14 protein-coding genes are annotated in these 19,068 nt (G+C 59.8%); 5 read left to right on the plus strand and 9 right to left on the minus strand.

Annotated features, from left to right (window positions below):
• Positions 1-62: 62 nt before the first annotated feature.
• A complete protein-coding gene (locus H6G53_RS14025) occupies positions 63-1,271 on the minus strand; it encodes a glycosyltransferase family 4 protein (protein WP_190533933.1) in 1,209 nt (402 codons plus the stop codon).
• A 117-nt stretch (positions 1,272-1,388) separates the two neighbouring features.
• Positions 1,389-1,589 carry a hypothetical protein gene (locus H6G53_RS14030; protein ID WP_099532592.1) on the minus strand — a complete coding sequence of 67 codons (201 nt, stop codon included), beginning with the start codon at positions 1,587-1,589 and terminating at the stop codon, positions 1,389-1,391.
• Positions 1,590-1,695: 106 nt separating this feature from the next.
• On the opposite strand from H6G53_RS14030, the gene gloB reads away from it, so the two are divergent.
• Positions 1,696-2,478, plus strand: coding sequence for a hydroxyacylglutathione hydrolase (gene gloB, locus H6G53_RS14035; RefSeq protein WP_190533936.1), 783 nt, complete (start codon positions 1,696-1,698; stop codon positions 2,476-2,478).
• Between the two features lie 365 nt (positions 2,479-2,843).
• Positions 2,844-3,647, plus strand: a complete 804-nt coding sequence (locus H6G53_RS14040; protein ID WP_190533939.1) for a winged helix-turn-helix domain-containing protein — start codon at positions 2,844-2,846, stop codon at positions 3,645-3,647.
• 55 nt (positions 3,648-3,702) lie between these two features.
• Here the strand turns inward: H6G53_RS14040 and H6G53_RS14045 are convergent, their stop codons facing one another.
• From H6G53_RS14045 to H6G53_RS14055, 3 genes are all read right to left on the minus strand, one after another.
• Positions 3,703-4,740 (minus strand): ADP-ribosylglycohydrolase family protein, encoded by a 1,038-nt coding sequence (locus H6G53_RS14045; RefSeq protein ID WP_190533942.1) that lies wholly within the window; start codon positions 4,738-4,740, stop codon positions 3,703-3,705.
• Positions 4,741-4,843: 103 nt separating this feature from the next.
• On the minus strand, positions 4,844-7,651 hold the full coding sequence (locus tag H6G53_RS14050; protein ID WP_190355813.1) for a bifunctional acetate--CoA ligase family protein/GNAT family N-acetyltransferase: 2,808 nt from the start codon (positions 7,649-7,651) through the stop codon (positions 4,844-4,846).
• A 460-nt stretch (positions 7,652-8,111) separates the two neighbouring features.
• Positions 8,112-9,182 carry a glycosyltransferase gene (locus H6G53_RS14055; RefSeq protein ID WP_190533945.1) on the minus strand — a complete coding sequence of 357 codons (1,071 nt, stop codon included), beginning with the start codon at positions 9,180-9,182 and terminating at the stop codon, positions 8,112-8,114.
• Between the two features lie 154 nt (positions 9,183-9,336).
• Between H6G53_RS14055 and H6G53_RS14060 the strand changes: the two genes are divergently transcribed.
• On the plus strand, positions 9,337-9,873 hold the full coding sequence (locus H6G53_RS14060; RefSeq protein ID WP_190533948.1) for a DUF4112 domain-containing protein: 537 nt from the start codon (positions 9,337-9,339) through the stop codon (positions 9,871-9,873).
• Between the two features lie 24 nt (positions 9,874-9,897).
• Here H6G53_RS14060 and H6G53_RS14065 read toward each other — a convergent pair whose 3' ends face one another.
• Positions 9,898-11,280: a D-alanyl-D-alanine carboxypeptidase gene (locus H6G53_RS14065; RefSeq protein WP_190533951.1), complete on the minus strand. Its 1,383-nt coding sequence runs from the start codon at positions 11,278-11,280 to the stop codon at positions 9,898-9,900.
• A 42-nt stretch (positions 11,281-11,322) separates the two neighbouring features.
• A complete protein-coding gene (gene murJ, locus H6G53_RS14070; protein ID WP_347343157.1) occupies positions 11,323-13,020 on the minus strand; it encodes a murein biosynthesis integral membrane protein MurJ in 1,698 nt (565 codons plus the stop codon).
• Between the two features lie 197 nt (positions 13,021-13,217).
• On the opposite strand from murJ, the gene H6G53_RS14075 reads away from it, so the two are divergent.
• Together H6G53_RS14075 and H6G53_RS14080 are read left to right on the plus strand one after the other, a co-directional pair.
• Positions 13,218-15,623, plus strand: coding sequence for a cation-translocating P-type ATPase (locus H6G53_RS14075; protein WP_190533954.1), 2,406 nt, complete (start codon positions 13,218-13,220; stop codon positions 15,621-15,623).
• A 71-nt stretch (positions 15,624-15,694) separates the two neighbouring features.
• Positions 15,695-16,129: an FHA domain-containing protein gene (locus H6G53_RS14080; protein WP_099533819.1), complete on the plus strand. Its 435-nt coding sequence runs from the start codon at positions 15,695-15,697 to the stop codon at positions 16,127-16,129.
• Between the two features lie 437 nt (positions 16,130-16,566).
• On the opposite strand, the gene H6G53_RS14085 is transcribed toward H6G53_RS14080, so the two are convergent.
• Both H6G53_RS14085 and bchI read right to left on the minus strand, forming a co-directional pair.
• Complete coding sequence (locus H6G53_RS14085) at positions 16,567-17,616, minus strand: glucokinase (protein WP_190533957.1); 1,050 nt, start codon at positions 17,614-17,616, stop codon at positions 16,567-16,569.
• Positions 17,617-17,971: 355 nt separating this feature from the next.
• Entirely contained in the window at positions 17,972-19,048 is a 1,077-nt protein-coding gene (bchI, locus tag H6G53_RS14090) for a magnesium chelatase ATPase subunit I (RefSeq protein ID WP_099533822.1), read from the minus strand.
• Positions 19,049-19,068: the final 20 nt, after the last annotated feature.

The raw sequence follows: 19,068 nt of genomic DNA on the forward strand, positions 1-19,068 counted from the left end.
CGATGGGGGGCGACCGCCACCGCTTCTTGGCCACCGGCCCGCAGCAGCCCCCCCTCGCCGCCCTAGCATCGATCGAGAATTTGGTGCAGACCCGTGGCCATCGCTTCCAGGCTGTAGTGTTCAATGCAGCGCTGTCGGGCCCGCCGCCCGATCGCCCCCGATTGTTCCGGATCATCCAACACCTGGCGAATGGCTTGGGCCAGTTGGGGAGGCTGGCTGGGTTCCACCAGCAGCCCCGTATCTCCCAGCAATTGCGGAATATCACCCACGCGGGTGGCAATGACCGGCTTGCCCATGGCCATGCCATCCGTCAGCTTCAGGGGAAATTGGGCGCGGGTTTCCGGGGTGTCCCGCTGGGGAACCACCACCGCATGGGCCGCCGCCACCACCCCTGGCATTTCCGAGGCGGGTTGTTTGGGTAAATAGATCAGCCATCGGCCCCAGCGGGCCTGTAGTTGCTGGTCATAGTCATCGTAGGGACTGCCCCCCACGATCACCAGCCGAATTTGTGGATCGTTGAGCTGATCTAAGGCCTCCAGCAAGTCTTCAACGCCCTTGTAGGGGCGGGTGGCTCCTGGAAACATCAAAATTTTGTAGTCTTGCCAGCCTTGGCGCGATCGAGCGGCGACGGGATCGAATCGATCGGGATCAAACAGGGCCGTGTCCTTGCCACTGGGAATCAAAACCCCACCAAACCGTTGCTGCAACGCCAAGGTATTCACCGTAATTGCCGTGGCGTGGCTGGCCCAAGACTCGATCGCCTGGAGATAGAGGGGATGATCGGGCCGGCGCAGTTCCCCATCTTTGCCCAACAAGTCGCGCAGAAATTTGCGCGGCCGCAGCCGATAGCGATAGTGATCGCCCCCGTGCCAGCTCAATTCCCAATCATCAATATCCACAATCACCGGCCGCCGATGGGCGATCGCCTTCAGCAGCCCTAAGCCGTAGCTGCTGGGTTTCAGCTTTTGGGCATAGATAATGTCGCCGGTAATTTGGGGCCAAAGCCGGGCGATCGAGCGAAAGTAGCCGGGATAGGGGCAACCCGGCACGGTCACCACCTGCCAGTGGGGCGGAGCGGGCAACGTTCCCAACTCCCCAAACACCGACCCCACGATCTGGATTCGATAACCCAGGCGATCGAGCGCTTGGGCCAACAAAAACGTGCGCACCGCACCGCCCCAACGGCCGACCCCCTTGGTGGACAGATCGCTCACCAGAATGGTGACTTGGCGCGGTTGGGCCGAGGGTTGAGACTTGGAAAAAACAGACATCGGCGGCACAGCAGCAAAAGGGCGAGGAACCACCGCAGATCAGCCAACTTGCCAATCTGCTCAAGGGTTCTGACGGTCTAGATCGCTCGGCCAGGCCAAACTTATGGCCAGACCAGCCTATGGATGCACAATTCGCACCCGCCCCAACTTCACCAGGTCAAAGAGCCTGGACACTTGCCGCCGCTGATCGTCAGTCATCTTAAAATCACTGAGAAGGCAGTTGGCCAGGCTCAGGTAATCTTGCCGGGGAATCGCCTCGACTCCATCTAAGCGATCGAGAATTGGCTGAAGGTCGAATTCTGTCGCTTTCGTCGCCATTGACGCTGATGTCGAAGAGGTCGCAAGGCCGATCCGCCGCGATTTTCGCCGCTTGCGCGCTCTTCGCGCGGTGGGGGGTCTGTTGTTAATTCTATTTCGCACCCCAATGTACGTCGAACGCATTCCGGCTCTGTTGGACAACTATATCTTTTTGTTAGTCGATCGCGCTCGTCAAGAGGCCGCCGTGGTGGATCCGGCGGAAGCACAACCGGTGCTCGATCGGCTGGCAGCCCTCAATTGCCGCCTCACCACAATTTTTAACACCCATCACCACCGTGATCATGTGGGTGGCACACCGGCCCTCTTGCAGGCCTTTCCCGAGCTGGTGGTCTATGGGGGCGCGCGCGATCGGGGGCGAATTCCCGCGCAACAGGTGTTTTTGGAAGGGGGCGAAACAATTCCCTTTGCCGATCGCACTGCTCAAGTGTTCTTTGTGCCCGGCCACACCCGCGCCCATGTGGCCTATTACTTCGCTCCCGCCAACGGCCCCGACAGCGATGGTTGGGGCGATTTATTTTCCGGGGATGTGATTTTTGGGGCCGGCTGCGGTCGCCTTTCTGAGGGCACACCGGCCGAAATGCTCCAGTCGATCGATCAACTGCGCCAACTGCCAGACAGCACCCGGATTTGGTGTGCCCATGAATACACCCTGGGCAACCTGGAATTTGCCCAAACCATCGAACCCCAAAACCATACGCTGCAACAACGCCTCCAGGAAACTCGCCTCGCGCGATCGCGCCAGCAACCCACCGTTCCCCTCAGCCTGGGCCAAGAAAAACAAACCAACCCTTTTCTGCGTTGGGATAGTCCTGCCGTCCAAGCGGCCATGGCCACAGATGATCCCGTTCGTACCTTTACCCGTCTGCGGGGCAAAAAAGATCTTTGGTAGCGAGATCAAGATGTCGGCAAGAGGTCGCCTCCTAAGGCCTTCTCCATCGAAAACCCAGTCCGCTCCTTTGATCATCCAAGGGGCATGAAAATTGGTAACCCCTGAGTCAATTTGACCTAGGCATCAACCCAAACGATCATTGCTATCAATGGCGAAAGTGGTTTGGGGATGGGCAATTGAGCCATCATTTCGATCACTAAGGGGGCTGAACGATTTCCTAACAACGCTCCTGGAAAAGGCAGATTGACGATGAAGTTTAAATCTGCGTAGTTTCGGCTACAAATAGTCCAAAAAATCCTTGCTAGGCTACAGGGTAATTCTCGAATCTGCTGCCGCATTGGGCAACAACGAGTTGAATCAAGCCTGTGGCTCCTATTAGCATTCAGATTATTGAGACGAATCCACACCTACGCTCGTTGTTGGGGTGGCACTTACAACAACTGGGCTACGTGGTTTGTCCGTCAGCAACGCTTCAGCAAGCACGGGACGTGGCCCAGGCCCAACGGCCAATGTTGGTTGTGCTGGATCCCGATTTGCCCGATGGGGATGGTTTGGAATTCTGTGCCTGGTTGCAACGGGTTCAGCAGCCGATGGTGCTGATGATTTCGGCGCGATCGGGCGAGGCGGATGCGGTGGCGGCCCTGCGGGCAGGGGCCGATGATTATCTGCGCAAGCCTTTTGGGATGCAGGAGTTTTTGGCGCGGGTGCAGGCGTTGGTGCGTCGGGGTCGATCTCGATCGGCTCCGGCCCTGCTGGACTGTGGCGTGTTGCGGATTGATCTAATTCAGCGGCGGGTTTGGCTGTTTGAACGGGCGATCGAGCTGACTCCCCAGGAATTTAGCCTGCTCTATGCCCTGGCCCAGGCGGGCGGCGTGCCCCTCAGTCGGGCGGAAATTTTGCAGCGGGCTTGGCCTGAGTCGATCGACAATCCACGCACGGTCGATACCCATGTGCTGTCCCTGCGCAAAAAGCTGGAGGCCGATCCCCGCCAACCCAGCACCATCCAAACAGTCCGCAATGTGGGCTATCGCCTCAATTTGGAGCGCTTGGAATTGCACCGGGAACCCACCAGTGGCCACGGCCCGCCGCCAAATCCGGTGGGGGGTGGGCCGGCTGGCTCCGGTGGCGGGGCCTTGTCCCGATCGATGTTGTCCGTGTCTTCGGGCTAGGGGTTCTCCTGCCGGATGGATGCAAGGTTTGCTGATGCCAACTTGGCTCTTAACCTCAAAGTTCCTTGGATGACCGATCCGTTGGTGGGTTCTTGCCAAACCGTTGCTGATGGCATTGGTGAGCGAGGTTTACCAAGTCCTGATAGCCCCAACTCCCTCGATCGTTGACCTGTGCCGCAAGGGCTTGGGGCAGTGCCATTAATCCCAAATAAGCTCCACTAATCGCCCCGGCCATGGCGGCGGTGGTGTCCACATCTCCGCCCACGGTGATGCTGGTGCAAACAGTTTCCCAATAATCTGCGGGCGATCGCAAGAAGGCGTAGAGGCTCCACAAAACACTGGGAATAACAAAGGGAGAAATGCCCGGCCAACTGCGCTCCTGATCGGGAGATCGGCCGGCGTTGGCGATCAAGACGGCGGCTTCGGTGGGGCTAAGCAAGACCCAATCGGTCAGCATTTGCACCCATTCACCAAAGGGGCGATCGACCTGAGCCACCCAAGTACTGAGCTGACCCAGAAAATCGGGAGGATTGATCGCCCCACCGCGCAGGGCCAAAGCCACCGCGCCAGCAATGGCAACGGCTCCCGCAGAGCAACGCGGATCTTGGTGCGTAATGTACCCTTGGTCGCAGGCGGCGGCAATCAGTTTGTCGGGATCATGGCTAAAGAACCACCCGATCGGGGCCGCTCGCATGGCGCTGCCGTTGCCAGCGGAAGGGGCTGGAACCCCCGCCTCATGCCAGGGAACCCCTTGAATTAACCGCTCGGCGGCCGATTCGGTGGCTAGTCCCCGGCCCACAATTCGCTCTTCCGCGAAGATGGCGGCAATTCTGGCCGCATAATCTGCGGGATCAAACCCTCCTTGGGCCACGTAGCTTTGTGCCAACTCGCGAGCCAGTTGGGAATCGTCCGTATATTGACCAAAAGGGAAGGGAAATCGATCCCGATCGCCAATTTGCTGAAGCCGGACTTCTTGGGCCACAAAGTTGGCACAAACTTCCGGTGGGTAGCCCTCCACCCGACAACCCACCGCATCAGCCAAACATTGCCCCACCAAACTGCCGGCAAACTGATCAGGACTGGGAATCAACATCAAGAGAGAACCTCAAGACGTAGAATTTGTCCTCAACATACCCAAGGCTGAGCCAGTTTTTGCCGATGGTTCAGGTTCCCCGTGCCTGCCAGCGTGGGCCCCTTCAAAGTTCCAGCACGGCCAAGGTGATATCGGCGGCCCGTTGGATTTGGAAACCCAGTTTTTCGCACAGATGACGCATAGGGGCGTTGTTGGGCAAAATTTCGCCCCGCAGTCGATCGATCTTTTCGTCGCGGGCAATGGCAACCAACCGCTGCAAAAGTTCCGTGCCTAGCCCTTGATTTTGGTAGCGATCGCGAATGAGCATCGCAAACTCCGCTTCATTGGAGCCATGCAGCTTGCTAATGCGGCTGACTCCCAAAATTTCCCGTTCTTCACTGGGATCGCGCCCCTCCGCCACCAGGGCCATTTCCCGATCGTAGTCAATGAAGCAAATCCGCGACAGACGCTCGTGGCTAATCCGCTGGCTCAGTTTCAGGGCGTGGAAATAGCGCAGATAAACCGTTTGTTCCGACAAACTCTCGTGGAAACGCACCAAAGGCGGTTCATCCTCCGGGCGAATGGGGCGAATATTGACCGTTGTGCCGTCGCGCAGGGTCCAGGGGGTCGCGTATTGAATGGGATAAGGGCGGATGGCCGGCCGGGGCAACGTTGCCGGATCCATGGGCGGGTGCAACACCACCCTCGCATCCAGGGCAATCAGCGAACTGGTGGTTCCGGTGGCCACGGCCTGGCCAGCCTCGCGGGCGAGGAGGGGATTGATGTCAATTTCCTTAATCCAGGGCTGTTCCACCACCAGTTGGCTGAAACGCACCAGGAGTTGCTCCAGGGCGGCCAAGTCCACGGGGGCCCGACCGCGTACCCCTTGCAGGGCTTTGTAAATCCGGGTTTGTTCCATCATCCGCCGGGCCAGGGTGGTGTTGAGCGGGGGCAGGCCCAGGGCGCGATCGCGGAACACCTCCACCAACTGACCGCCCAACCCAAACAGCAACACGGGGCCAAATTGTGGATCCACACTACTGCCCAGAATTAGCTCATAGCCATCTAACTTGAGCATGGGTTGCACGGTGACCCCCAAAAAGTCCGCTGTGAGGACGCGCCGTTGGGGATCTGCATCCCCTTCTTCGGTGTAGCTGCTGGTTTGTGGGGACTTGTGACGGTTGGCGATCGCCACGCCGGCCACGATCGCCAGGTAAGCCCAGCGCACCTCATTAGCATTTTGCAAATTCAGCCGCACACCACCCACATCGCTCTTGTGGGTGATGGTTTCGGAATAGAGCTTGAGGGCCACGGGATAGCCAATGTCGTTGGCAATTTCCACGGCCTCTTCGAGCTTGGTGGCGATGCGGGTTTCCACCACGGGAATTCCATAGGCGGCCAGGATTTGCTTGGCTTCAAATTCCGTGAGTAGATTGCGGCCCACCGCTTGGGCTTGCTGAATGATCCGAGTGACGGCGGCTCGATCGGGTTCGGCGGCAAAACTACCCGCGACCGCATTGGGGGTTTCATACAGTCCCCGCAGGTTGTAGCTGTAGCGCCACATGTAGTTGAACACCCGGGTGGCCGCGTCGGGGTAGGGGAGGGTGAAGATGCCCGCTTGGTTCAAAATGGCCTCGCCAGCGGCCACGGCCGAGCCGCCCATCCAACTGGCCAAGATCGGCTTCCCGCAATGGGCATAGGGCCGCAGCCGCTCAGCAATTTGGGTGGGATCGGTCATGGCCTGGGGGGTGAGGATGGTCAGCAGCCCGTCTCCGTTGGGATCGGCGGCGGCGATTTCCAAGGCCTGGGAATAGCGATCGGGGTCGGCATCTCCCAAAATGTCGATCGGGTTGCGGCGGCTCCAACTGGGCGGCAACACTTGATCTAACCGCTCGATCGTCTCCGGTGACAGCTCGGCCAAGTCGCCCCCGCCGGAAACCACCTCATCGGCCGCCAACACCCCAGGGCCGCCCGCATTGGTCAGCACAATCAACTTGCGCCCCCGGGGGCGAGGTTGCTTGGCCAGCACTTCGGTCATGTCGAACAGGTCTTCGATCGTCTCGACGCGCAACACCCCCGATCGCCGGAAGGCCGCATCCAACACCGCGTCACTACCCGACAGCGATCCCGTGTGGGAGGCGGCCGCCTGGGCTGCCGCTTCCGTGCGTCCCACCTTGATCACCATGATCGGTTTTTGCAGCGCCACTTCTCGCGCTGCCGACAGGAAGGCCCGCGCATCCCCCACCGATTCCATGTAAATAGCGATCGTGTGGGTGCGGGGATCATCGCCCAGGTATTCAATCAGGTCGCCCCAGCCCACATCCAGCATTGACCCGATCGACACAAAGGAACTGAAGCCCACCTGTTCCCGGAAGCTCCAATCCAAAATCGCCGTACACATGGCCCCGCTTTGGCTCAGGAATGCCACATTTCCCGGCCGGGCCATGGCGCTGGCAAAGGTGGCGTTCAAACCGGAAATCGGATTCATTACCCCCAAGCAGTTGGGGCCCACCACCCGCATGTTGTAGCGGCGGGCTTCGGTCAGGAGTCGTTTTTCTAGTTCAATGCCAGCGGGGCCAATTTCCTTGAAGCCCGCAGACAGGACGATCGCCCCGCGTACCCCTGCCTGGCCACAATCGCGAATCAAGTCCGGAACGGTGGCCGCTGGGGTGGCAATCACCGCCAAATCCACGGTTTCGGGCACTTCCGCGATCGAGGGATAGGCCCTGACTCCCAACACGTTCGATCGCTTGGGATTAATGGGAAACACCGTGCCCCCAAAGGGGTTTTGCAACAAATTGGTCAAAAGCGTGCGCCCCACACTCCCTTCACGATCGGTTGCGCCAATCAGCGCCACACTCCGAGGCACAAAAATTGCATCCAAAGGATGGCGATCGGGAGAGACTTCAAGGGCGATGGAAGCAACTGTCATAGCCAGCGACCTACGTGAATGCAATAGGTAAAGAAGACAAAGGGGCAATGCCGGGCCCATGGCCCAATTGTTCAGATCAACGCAACACCGCTCAGGCAGCCCCAAGGTCGCAATTCATCCCGGCCCTAGCGTTCGTTTGGGGTTGACACCATCGCCGCAATCTCAATTGACGGCATTTGCGGGGATGCAGGCCATGGGGCTGGCTGCCGCTCGGAGGTTAGGGAATCTGTCGATCGTGAAGTCTTGATCCGATCTTGACCCGACTTGATGGGGAATTCCCTAAATCGCATACAGTTTTTTCGATTCAGCGTTTTCAATTCCGCGTTATTGATGCAGCGCCCTGATATTGCCTCCTCAATAACATTGGGAACATCAGGAAAGGGGAATTCCAAGAAATCTGAACGAACTTTGAAAAATCTGACAAGTTTGGTGTCACTCAAGATGCCTACCAAGATGCCCATCAATTGGACCCCGAAGGACGGCGGATATAGCCCAGTAGGGATTGGGGATTCACCCAGCGGGCGCGGGATCCTAGCCGATCGAGCAGGTTAGCCCGCAGCCTTGGGGAACATAAACCAATCAACAGTAATCCCAACAAAGCTTTCACTGCTCCGGGCGATCGCCCAAAGGCCGGGTCATGGCCCAAGAGATGCCAACCCAATTGCCAACCGAGCAGCCCTTGGCGATCGGGTGGGTTCAGTCGCAGGGTCACGGCATCCAGGCGCGGGGCCAGATATTTATAGAGCAAATATTTATAGAAATTGCCAAAGGCGATCGGCCCATGAATGGCCAGGTGGGGATGCTGGGCGATGGCTTGCCGCAAACAGGCCAACCCCGATCGCGCAATGCGGGCCACATTCGCCGACTGGGATCCCGCTGCCATCCGATAGAGCACCTGCACCCGGGGCACGCAAACCAGGGGAAACCGGGCCGCCAACCGCAACCACAAATCCCAATCCTCTGAGGGAACCAGGGTGGGATCAAAGGGGGCAATCGGGCGGGGATCGGCGGGATTCGGCCAGCCCACGGCCGCCAGGGCGGATCGGCGGATCAGCGGGTTAGAGCCATTTTCTAAAAAATTGAGCTGTAACAAAGCGGGCAGCACGGCCCCTTCCAGGCTGACATAGCTGCCTCGGTGGGAAAACGCTGCCCGATCGTCCACGTAGTCCGTCCAGCTATAGGCCAAGGCGGCCTGGGGATTGGCGGCCAAGGCCGCCTTCTGGGCCGCCAATTTGTCCGGAGTCCACCAATCATCCGCATCGAGAAAGGCAATCCATTGGCCCCGTGCTTGGGCTAAGCCTCGGTTTCGGGCGATCGCCTGGCCGCCGTTGGCAAACCGGAATGGCCGCACCCGAGCATCCCGCGCGGCCCAAGCCTGCAAGCAATCCCAGGTCTGGTCGATCGACCCGTCATCCACCACCACAATTTCAAAATCTGGGTCGGTTTGGGCCAACACAGAGGCGATCGTCTGGGAAAGGGTCGCCGCTGCGTTGTAGGCCGGAATGATCACTGAGATCGCTGGGTTGGGCATTGCTGAATCCGATCTTGTGGCGTTGGGCATTGCTGCTTCGGACATTGGGTTATAACGACAGGCCGCCTCAAAAACAGCAATCGAAAACGGAACTTTCGCGATCGCCGCCTACAATTTTGGCAATGCTGCAAGGGGCCCCACTGCCCTGCCACCCATGAACCGCCGATCGTCCGCCGCTTCCACCCCGATCGCCACCTCCGGGGTCACACCGCAGTTTTCTAGCCAAGATTGGCAACGCTTGAAACGGGTTCGGGCGATCGCCACCCTGATGGACAACGCGATCGAACTGCCGATTGTGCGCTACCGGGTGGGCCTCGATCCCGTGATTGGCCTGCTCCCGATCGGGGGAGACCTGGTGAGTTTTTTGCTGTCGGTTTATCTGGTTTGGGAGTCGGCCCGCCTGGGCACACCGCCCGCCCTGCTCACCCGCATGACTGTGAATATTGCCTTGGAAACCCTGGCCGGCGCGGTTCCGGCCCTCGGGGATTTGGTGGATGTGGCCTGGAAGGCCAATGCCCAAAATTTGCAGTTGCTGGAAGCCCATTTGCACGCACCTGATCGGGGGCCGGGGCGCGTGTCCAAACGGTTTGTGTTGCTGTTGATTGGGGGCCTGCTGCTGCTGACGATCGCCACGGCCAGCCTCAGCCTGTGGTTGCTGCAACTGGCTTGGCAGACTCTCGTTGGTGCATAGGTTTCGGGAATTGGAGCATCGGCCCTAGGTCTGGATGGGTTCGTTGCGGCTAGGGTCGCCCAAAAACGGCTCGATCGGGGGCGGTATTACTACCGGTTGCGGTGGGCCACCCCATTGGGTTTGTAAGTCCGTGAGGAGTTTGTCTTGCTCCGCCCGCAGGCTGTTGACTTTGGTGCTGCGGTTTTGGATTGAAAACCAAACCAAGCCCCGATCGCGCGTGGGCAAAAACCCAGACAGGGCACTGACATTAAACAAACTGCCGGTTTTGACAGCGGAACCGGCGGGCATTTTGCGCCGGGCAATGGTTCCCCGATCGCGCCCGGCCATGGGCAACAGGGCCGCAACGCCCTCCGGAATGCCCAGCACTTGCAAGCGCCGTTCCAAAGCAATCCCGATCGCGGTGATCGCCCTGGGAGAAAAAGCATTGCCCTGGCCCAAACCGGAGCCATTGAGCGATCGCAATTCCGTTTCTGAGAGACCCGTGAGCGATCGCAACTGTTGCGCCACCTTCACGCCGCCGCCCATCTGGCGGGCCAGGGTTTCGGCCATGAAGTTATTGCTGTAGAGGTTCATTTGCTTCAGCAAACTCAGCAACGGCAGCGATCGATGGCGAATCAACAAGCGCCGGCCCGCTACGGGCGTGGTCGTGCCCGGTGTGGTGGTGGCGTTGGGCAGTTGGTTGGGCGAAGCCGAGGGCAGGGCATCCAACGCCGGCCGCACCGTTCCCGCAATCACCACCTGGGGCTTGGCTGTGCCGGGGGGCATGGCTCCATGGACACGGGTGAGCAAGGGCGACCAAGCCGCTTCATTGATCCCTTGGCGCAGTAAGGTTCCGCCCAGGGCTGGCCCCGGTGGGTTAGGGTCTTCTGGATCGGGCAAAAAGTTCATCTCAAAGCGCCCTTCAATCACCAGATCGCCGGTTACCCGGTTGATGCCCAATTGCTGGAGCGCATTCCCAAGGGCGATCGCCTCTTCCCAAACAAACATCGGATCGCCACCGCCGCGCACAATTAAGTTGCCCTGGAGGGTTCCTTGGGCGATCGGCCCGTCGGCCCAAATTTCCGTGATGAATTGATGGTTCGGATCCCAGGTTTCCAAAGCCGCCAAGGAAGTGGCCACCTTGGTCAAGGATGCGGCGGAGAGGGGGCGATCGCCCTGATGTTGGGCCAAAACGCGCCAGTTGGCTTGGAACCAAAGGCCCTGTTCAGCGGGGTCAATGCCGGCCGCCTTCAGGCGATCGAGATATTGCTGCACCGTTGCCTGTGCTTGGGGTTCTGCCTGGTTTGGCCCCCAAAACCAACTGCTGCCAACGCGATTCAGATAAGTCACGGCTCCCTGGTGGAGCAAGTCAACCCCGGGTGAGAGGGTGAGCAGCGTTGCGAGTCCCGTACCGATGAATCCTTGCACTGTTCTGAATGCCCTGATGAGTTCTCTGATTTGCTGCGTTGCCTATTCGCTGCGTCGCCACCGTCGCAGCAGGATCTGCAATTCCGGCAGGCGCAACTGCCAAGCCACGGCCCCAAAAACCCCTAAGCCCGCTGAACCCGCCAACACCAACAACAGCAATTGCTCAAGCAGCGAGGATCCCAAGGATCCCGCCAGCCCCCAGCGCACCCCCCAGGCCACGCCCCCAGCCAGGAAGCTTCCCAACAGCACACCGCCAAAGGGCTTGGCCCAATCGCCCCAGGGCAAGCCGCCAATGCGTCGATCGAGCAACCAGAGCAACGCCGCCATGGCCAGGGCATTCACCCCCACCGTGGCCAACACAATGCCGGCCGCGCCAAACCGAGGCACGAGCCACCAGTCCAGCAGCGCATTAAACCCGATATTGACCAAACTGATCCGAAAGGGCGCATTGGCATCACCCAGGGCATAGAAGGCTCGCACCATCACATCCCGCCCAAGATAAACAAACATGCCAATCCCGGCGGCCATCAAAACGCTGGCCACCAGTTGGGAATCGTTGCTGTTGAAGGCTCCCCGCTCGTAGATTACTTGAACGATCGGGTCAGCCAGGGCGATCGTCAGGCCGCTGAGGGGCAACATGGCAATCGCGGAAACCAACAATCCTTGCCGAAGCCGATCAATAAATACGGGGCGATCGTCCGCTGACCGGGCCAACACCGGCAACAGGGGCACAAGCACCACGTTGGAAACCAGGCCCAAGGGGGTTTGGATCAGCAAGTTGGCGTAGTTGAGGGCCGCCGCCGCCTGGGGCACAAAGGAGGCAAAAAATAAATCCGTGTAGAGATTAATCTGCAACATGCCGGAGGAGAGGGCCGCGGGCCCCATCACGCCCAGCACCGCTTGCACGCCCGGATGGCGCAGCGACCAGCGCAGTCGAAACCGTCCCATGCCCGCTTTGATTTGGGCGGGCAGTTGGACTAACCATTGCAAGAGGGCCCCGGCCGTGGTGCTGGCAGCCAACAGCACCCCACCCAGCGCCAGGGTTTCAGGGCCAGAGCCGCCCTGTTGCCAAGCGAACCAGCCGATCGCCCCGATGGTGACAATGCTGGACAGAACGGGACTGATCGAGGGCAGCCAATACAGATCGGCGGCGTTCAGCGTGCCGAAGCCAATCCCGATCGCCCCGGCCAAGAAGGCGATCGGGGCCATTACCTGTAATTGCAACACCGCCAGCTCACGGGTTTGGACGGCGGCGGCGGTGTTGTGGACGCTCAAGCCGGGAGCCAACAGCCCGATCGCCGGTTCCGCAAACACCACCAGGGCCGCACTCACCAGCAGCAAGGCCCCACAAACCACCGTGGTGACCGTTTCCACAATCACTGCCGCCTCCGATCGATCGCGCTTGGCCAACACACTGACCATGGCGCTGTGGAAGGGGCCATTGATGCCGCCCAACAGAATCAACAAAAAGCCCGGCAGCACATAGGCATAGGCGAAGGCATCCACCACGGGCCCGGCTCCAAAGGCCGCTGCGATCACCTGTTGGCGCACCAGGCCCGCCACCTTGCTCAGGAGGGTGGCCCCGGCCACGATGCTGGCAATGGACAGGATCGATCGCCCGGTCTGGGTTGGTTCCGGGGCCGCCGGGGGCGGGGGTTCAGGGTCGAGATTGGCGGCCGGCTCGGCGGGCGAGGGGGGCGGCAATTCGGAAGCGGAGGAAGGAGGCGGAGAGTCGGTCACGGTCGAGGGGCGATCGAGAACCCGATCGAAAAAGGCTGGTTTGCAGCATACCCGAGCCGGGGAGCGATCGACCTTTTCGCCAAACCGCTATAGTCGATCTGCGTCGATTGGCTTCCCCGATCGCCGTCAGCCAACTTTCAGATTTCGATTCCAGATTCCAACGTTTTCCCTGATCGCCGCGATCGCCCGTGAATCCTATGACCCTGACCAGCCCTTCCCCATCCCCCAAACCCACGGCCGTGCTCACGGTTTCGGGCATGAAATGTGGGGGCTGTGTGGCGGCTGTGGAAAATCGCCTGAAACGCCAACCCACGGTGGCCGATGCCAATGTGAACTTGGCGACGGGCTTGGCGGTGGTGGATTTGCTGCCGGGAACCGATGTGCAGGCCACCGTGCCCGCCCTGGCGGCGGCCTTGACGGGGGCAGGGTTTCCCAGCGAAGTGCAAACTTCGGCAGATTTGACCCCGATCGCCCCGGAAACCCCGGCCACGGCGGGCGATTGGTGGCGGCCCCTGGTGATTGCCGGGGTGCTGTTGCTGATTTCCACTTTGGGCCACCTCGATCGGCTGGGGGGCCCGCCCATCCCATTGATCAGTCGGGTGGAATTTCACTTTGCGGTGGCCACCTTGGCCCTGCTGTTTCCGGGGCGAGAAATTTTGCTAGAAGGGTTTCGCTCGCTGCTGCGCGGCATTCCCACCATGAACTCCCTGATTGGCTTGGGAACCGGTGCGGCCTATCTGGCCAGTGTGGTGGCCTTGGTTCACCCCAGTTGGGATTGGGCTTGTTTTTTTGATGAACCGGCCATGCTGTTGGGGTTTGTGCTGTTGGGCCGCACGATCGAGGCCCGGGTGCGGGTGCGATCTCGGGAATCCTTCACGGCCCTGCTGGCCCTGAAGCCAGCCCTGGCGCGTCGGTTGACCCAGGAACCCACGGAATTGGGAGAAGCGCTGCCAACGGAATCGATTCCCGTGGGAACGGTGCAGGTGGGCCAAGCCCTGTTGGTGTTGCCGGGCGATCGGTTGCCGGTGGATGGGGTGGTGGTGTTGGGTAAAACCACGGTGGATGAGGCGATGTTGACGGGGGAATCGCAGCCGGTGATCAAGCAGCCGGGCGATCGCCTGTTGGCGGGAACCCTCAACCAATCGGGGGCGATCGTGATTCGGGCCCAGCGGGTTGGCCGCGACACGGAATTGGCCCGCATTGTGCAATTGGTGGCCGAAGCCCAGGGGCGCAAGGCTCCGATCCAGCGCTTGGCCGATCGCGTGGCGGGCTATTTTTGCTGGGGGGTGATGGCGATCGCCGGGTTCACCTTTGGCTTTTGGGCCCTCTGGGGCGATCGATTCCCCGCTGTGTTGCAAGCGGCCGCCCAAACCGCCGACCACGCCAACCACACCGCCCACCTGGCCATGGCCGGGATGGCCCCCATGGTGTCGGAGCCGGTGACCCCTGGGCAACTGGCCCTGAAGCTCGCCATTTCCGTGCTGGTGGTGGCCTGTCCCTGTGCCTTGGGCTTGGCCACGCCGACGGCCATTTTGGTTGGCTCCAGTTGGGGCGCAGAACAGGGGATTTTGATCCGGGGTGGTGATGTGCTGGAACGGCTCCAGCAGGTGGCCACGGTGGTCTTTGACAAAACGGGAACCCTCACCACGGGGCGACCGGTGTTGGTCGATCGCCAACCCCTGGTGGCTGACATGACGGGCGATCGCCTGGTGCAGTTGGCGGCGGCCGTGGAGCGGGGCACTCGCCACCCCCTGGCCCAAGCGATCGCCCAAGCGGCCGCTGCGCTACCCGCCCTCCCGGCCCAAGACTTCGTGACGGAACCGGGCCTGGGAGCCAAGGCCCAAGTGGCCGATCGCCCCGTTTGGGTTGGCAATTGGGCCTGGCTGGCTCAAGGGGGAATTCCCTTGCCGGAGTCGGTGGAGCTGGCCTTGCAGCAGATGGCCCAGGCGGGGAAAACGCCAATTTTGGTGGCGGAGGGCGATCGACTGGTGGGGCTGTTGTCGGCCGCCGACGAGTTGCGACCCGATGCGATCGCCACCGTGCAGCGGCTCCAGCAACTGGGGTTGGATATTCGGGTGTTGACGGGCGATCGGGCTGAGGTGGCCAACGCCCTAGCCGATCGGGTTGGCTTGTCCCGATCGGCCGTGGTTGCCGAGTTGCGACCCGACCAAAAAGCCCAAATCATCAGCCAATTGCCCCATCCGGCCATGGTGGGTGACGGCATCAACGACGCACCCGCCTTGGCCACTGCTCCCGTTGGCATTGCCCTGGGATCGGCCACCGATGCTGCCCTCGAAACTGCCGGTGTCATTTTGACGCGCGATCGACTGCTCGACCTGCCGAGCGCGATCATGCTCGGCCGCGCAACGTTCCGTAAAATTCGCCAAAACCTGTTATGGGCCATCGCGTACAATGCGATTGGCATTCCCCTCGCGGCGGGCCTTTGGTTACCCTCCGTTGGATTGGGGCTTAGTCCTGCCACTGCTGCCGCTCTGATGGCTTTCAGTTCTGTCAGTGTGGTGAGTAATTCCCTGCTCTTGCGTGTCAGCGCCCGATCGGCAGTTAGTGCGCTGCCTGAACAAAACCAGACATGTCAGAATTAGCCGTAACCGAGCTACGTCAAGAGTCTCCACACTTCGTGGAGCACAGTTAATCCAGTCCGCATAATCAGCCCATGCCCGCAGAACCCAGGCAAAATCACCTCTTAATCGTTGAAGACGACAAGGGGAGACGGGAAGTCATTCTCGAAAATCCCGTCTACTCCATTGGACGCGATCCCAAGTGCGATGTCATCCTTGTTTCTCAATTTGTGTCGCGTCGGCACGCCACCCTCGTTCGTCTGTCCTATGACGACGGTACAGCCTATTACCGAATTGTCGATGGCAACCTCAAGGGCAAACCCAGTGCCAATGGGCTGCTAATTAACGGTCGTAAGCTGCAAGTCCACGATTTACAAAACGAGGACGAAATTGTCTTTGGGCCCCAGGTTCGGGCCATTTACTACACCCTCAAGCAAGATACGCTCTCGATCGGGCCGCCGGACGAGTTTGATATCACCTTGATTAGCCCCAACATGGTGGGTGACCCGGAAGACACGGATGATGATTAACCCTTGTGTTAATCAGAACCCATAGGAGACTCCAGAATCTGAGCGTTTGAAGATGTTGTTGTTTAATCAATCATCCCCCAAGGCTTCTGGAGTCATGTTTAAGCATTATCCTATGCGCTTTCCTATCGTTTTCGGCATTGATTGACTCGGCACTGATTGATTCAGCACTGATTAGTTCAGCACTGATTGATTCAGCATTTACAAAGCATCTACGAAGCATCTACTGAAAAAGTTTCTGAAAAGCCAAAACCGAGCCTGAGCCAGCCGCTGTCACTGACCAAGTTCATTGAGAATCTTAGGAAAGTTGCAGGTCTTGGCCCCGTTTCGGTTTTGGCTTTTCTTCGTTTTGGGCTTTTTAAGCTCTGGGTTCATGAATGAGCGGACAATGTGCGGGTGAATTGCCCTGTGAATGAATCGATGAATGAGTCGATCGCACCCTAGCCCAATTGAGCCGCACACACCGCTGCCCCCAGCAGGCCCACTTGAGGATTCAAGACCACCGAAACGGGCACATTCTCTAACAGCTCGCTCACCCGGCCCTTGCTGCCAAAGTGAAATAGAAACTGTCCCCGATCGAGCAAGGGCAAAATCTTGGCGGCAATGCCTCCGGCCACATATAGCCCGCCGTAGGGCAAGAGCTTCAGGGCCAAGTTGCCCGCCTCGGCTCCATAGGCCGCCACAAACAAGTTCATGGCCTGTTCGCAGAGTGCATCGGACTCTTCCAAGGCAGCACGGGCAATGATTGCACCGGGATCGATGCTCTTTTCGCTGCGGCCCATTTCCTGTTCCCAGGTGCGGATGGCTTGGGCGACGGTGCTGTTTTCGTGGCCCGTTTGTCGATCGCGCAGAAATTGATAGATGCCGACAATCCCTTGACCGGAAACAATCCGCTCCACGGAGACCCGATCGATCTGATATCGCTCCTGCAAATAGTTGTGTAGCTCCCATTCCAGGGCTGATCGGGGTGCAAAGTCTGTGTGACCGCCCTCGGTGCTGAATGCTCGGTAGCGGCCCGGCTCGCCCGTTGGAATCAAAAATCCTTCGCCCAAGCCAGTGCCCGCCCCCAAGATCCCGATCGGGGCCAGGGGATCAACCTTGGCCGGCTGCAACACTTTCAAATCCACTGCTTCCAGCACCGGGATGCCATAGCCGACGGCGGCAAAGTCGTTGATCAGTTCCACATGGGGAATCTCGAGGGCTTGGATTAGGCGATCGACCTCCAGGAACCAGCCCAGGTTGGTGAGTCGTGATGTGCCGTGGGCCACGGGCCCCGCAATCCCAAAACAGGCGCGATCGGGTCGGCGATTTAGCCCGGAAGCCCCCAAAAAGGTTTCTACCATTGGCACCAGGTCGGTGAAGTCCCGGCTGGCGTATTGGGCTTCATACAGGGGTTGCAATTCCACCGCCTGGGGGGTGCGGCTGTCGGTTTCCACCAACCGCAGAATCGTTTTGGTTCCGCCCACATCACCGGCCAACAGCAGCGCCACGGTTTCGCCTCCCGTTCTCAGATTGCTAGAGCTTCAGCAGGCCAAGGAACTCTGGCCCGCCCACAAGTCAATGATCTCAACGATCTCAACCCAATCACACCCTCATCCGTCCGACCGGGACACAGCACCCCATTCCGTAGGGGCGCAACGCTTGCCATGTGCTTCAACTTAACGGTTAGCTTGTTCAAAATCATCCCAATCAGGGTCGATTGAAACCCGTCAACCCTGTAGGGGCGTACGGCTGTACGCCCCTACCCGGATTTTCTCGGTCTTAAGTTGAAGCCAATGAACGCTTGCGCCCCCCGATGCTCATGCTTGCGATCTCGATCGCTTGCACCCCGACCGATCAAGTTGACTAATTTTGCTCGAAGGGTAAGCCAAAGACCGAGCAGAACGTTTTCTCAACCTTATAGCCCGAGTCGATCGTCTCCAGCGGATCCTTCCGCAGCCGGTGACGCAAGCAGAGCACAATTACCCGGCGGATGTCATCGACGGTTACTTGGGTGCGACCTTCGAGGGCGGCGATCGCCTTGGCGGCCCGGTTGGTCACGATGTCGCCCCGTAACCCGTCCACATCCAGCTCAGAACAAACCTGGGAAATTTGCACCCGCAAATCGTAGTCCAGCTCCACCGAGGGCAGCAGGTTCCGGGCGTTCACCAGCTTGGCTTGCAGGGCTTGCTGTTCCGTTTGGCAACGATCGAGGTAGCTTTGGGGGCTGCTGTCAAAGGCCGATCGCTCTTCCACAATTTGCACCCGCAGGTTCGGCTCCTTCACGGTGCGAATTTCCGCGTGCATCCCGAACCGATCGAGCAGTTGGGGCCGCAGTTCCCCTTCTTCCGGGTTGCCGGAACCCACCAACACAAACCGTGCTGGGTGGCGAATCGAAATCCCTTCGCGTTCCACCGTGTTCCAGCCCGAGGCCGCCGAATCCAGCAGCACATCAACCAAGTGGTCATCGAGCAGGTTCACTTCATCCACGTAAAGGATGCCGCGATTGGCCTTGGCCAACAGGCCCGGTTCAAAGGCTTTCACCCCTTCGGCCAGGGCTTTTTCAATGTCGATCGTGCCGCAAACGCGGTCTTCGGTGGCTCCCAAGGGCAGGTCAACCATTTGCACCTTGCGCTGCACCACGGGCAAGGACTGACCCGCCAACGCCCGATCGCGCACCTCGTCGCTCATCAATTCCGGGTCGCGGGGGTCGCTGTTGAAGGGGTCGCCGTCCACCACATCGATTTCTGGGAGCAAGTCGGCCAGGGCGCGAATCGTGGTGGATTTGCCCGTGCCCCGATCGCCAACGATCAACACACCCCCAATCTTGGGGTCAATGACGTTGAGCATCAACGCCAACTTCATTTCTTCTTGACCGACGATCGCCGTGAAGGGAAACACGGGCCGGCGGCGGGTTTCGGAACTGACAACGGTTGCGGTCACGGGCGTTTCAGGTAAGGTCG

Source organism: Limnothrix sp. FACHB-406, assembly GCF_014698235.1.
GTDB lineage: Bacteria > Cyanobacteriota > Cyanobacteriia > CACIAM-69d > CACIAM-69d > CACIAM-69d.

Bases quoted from the DNA above. Each gene is read 5' to 3' on its own strand.
- H6G53_RS14030 (WP_099532592.1), bottom strand. From the start codon at position 1,589: ATGGCGACGAAAGCGACAGAATTCGACCTTCAGCCAATTCTCGATCGC.
- H6G53_RS14050 (WP_190355813.1), bottom strand. From the start codon at position 7,651: ATGACAGTTGCTTCCATCGCCCTTGAAGTCTCTCCCGATCGCCATCCT.
- H6G53_RS14055 (WP_190533945.1), bottom strand. From the start codon at position 9,182: ATGCCCAACCCAGCGATCTCAGTGATCATTCCGGCCTACAACGCAGCG.
- H6G53_RS14080 (WP_099533819.1), top strand. From the start codon at position 15,695: ATGCCCGCAGAACCCAGGCAAAATCACCTCTTAATCGTTGAAGACGAC.
- H6G53_RS14025 (WP_190533933.1), bottom strand. From the start codon at position 1,271: ATGTCTGTTTTTTCCAAGTCTCAACCCTCGGCCCAACCGCGCCAAGTC.
- H6G53_RS14060 (WP_190533948.1), top strand. From the start codon at position 9,337: ATGAACCGCCGATCGTCCGCCGCTTCCACCCCGATCGCCACCTCCGGG.
- H6G53_RS14075 (WP_190533954.1), top strand. From the start codon at position 13,218: ATGACCCTGACCAGCCCTTCCCCATCCCCCAAACCCACGGCCGTGCTC.
- H6G53_RS14045 (WP_190533942.1), bottom strand. From the start codon at position 4,740: ATGTTGATTCCCAGTCCTGATCAGTTTGCCGGCAGTTTGGTGGGGCAA.
- gloB (WP_190533936.1), top strand. From the start codon at position 1,696: ATGTACGTCGAACGCATTCCGGCTCTGTTGGACAACTATATCTTTTTG.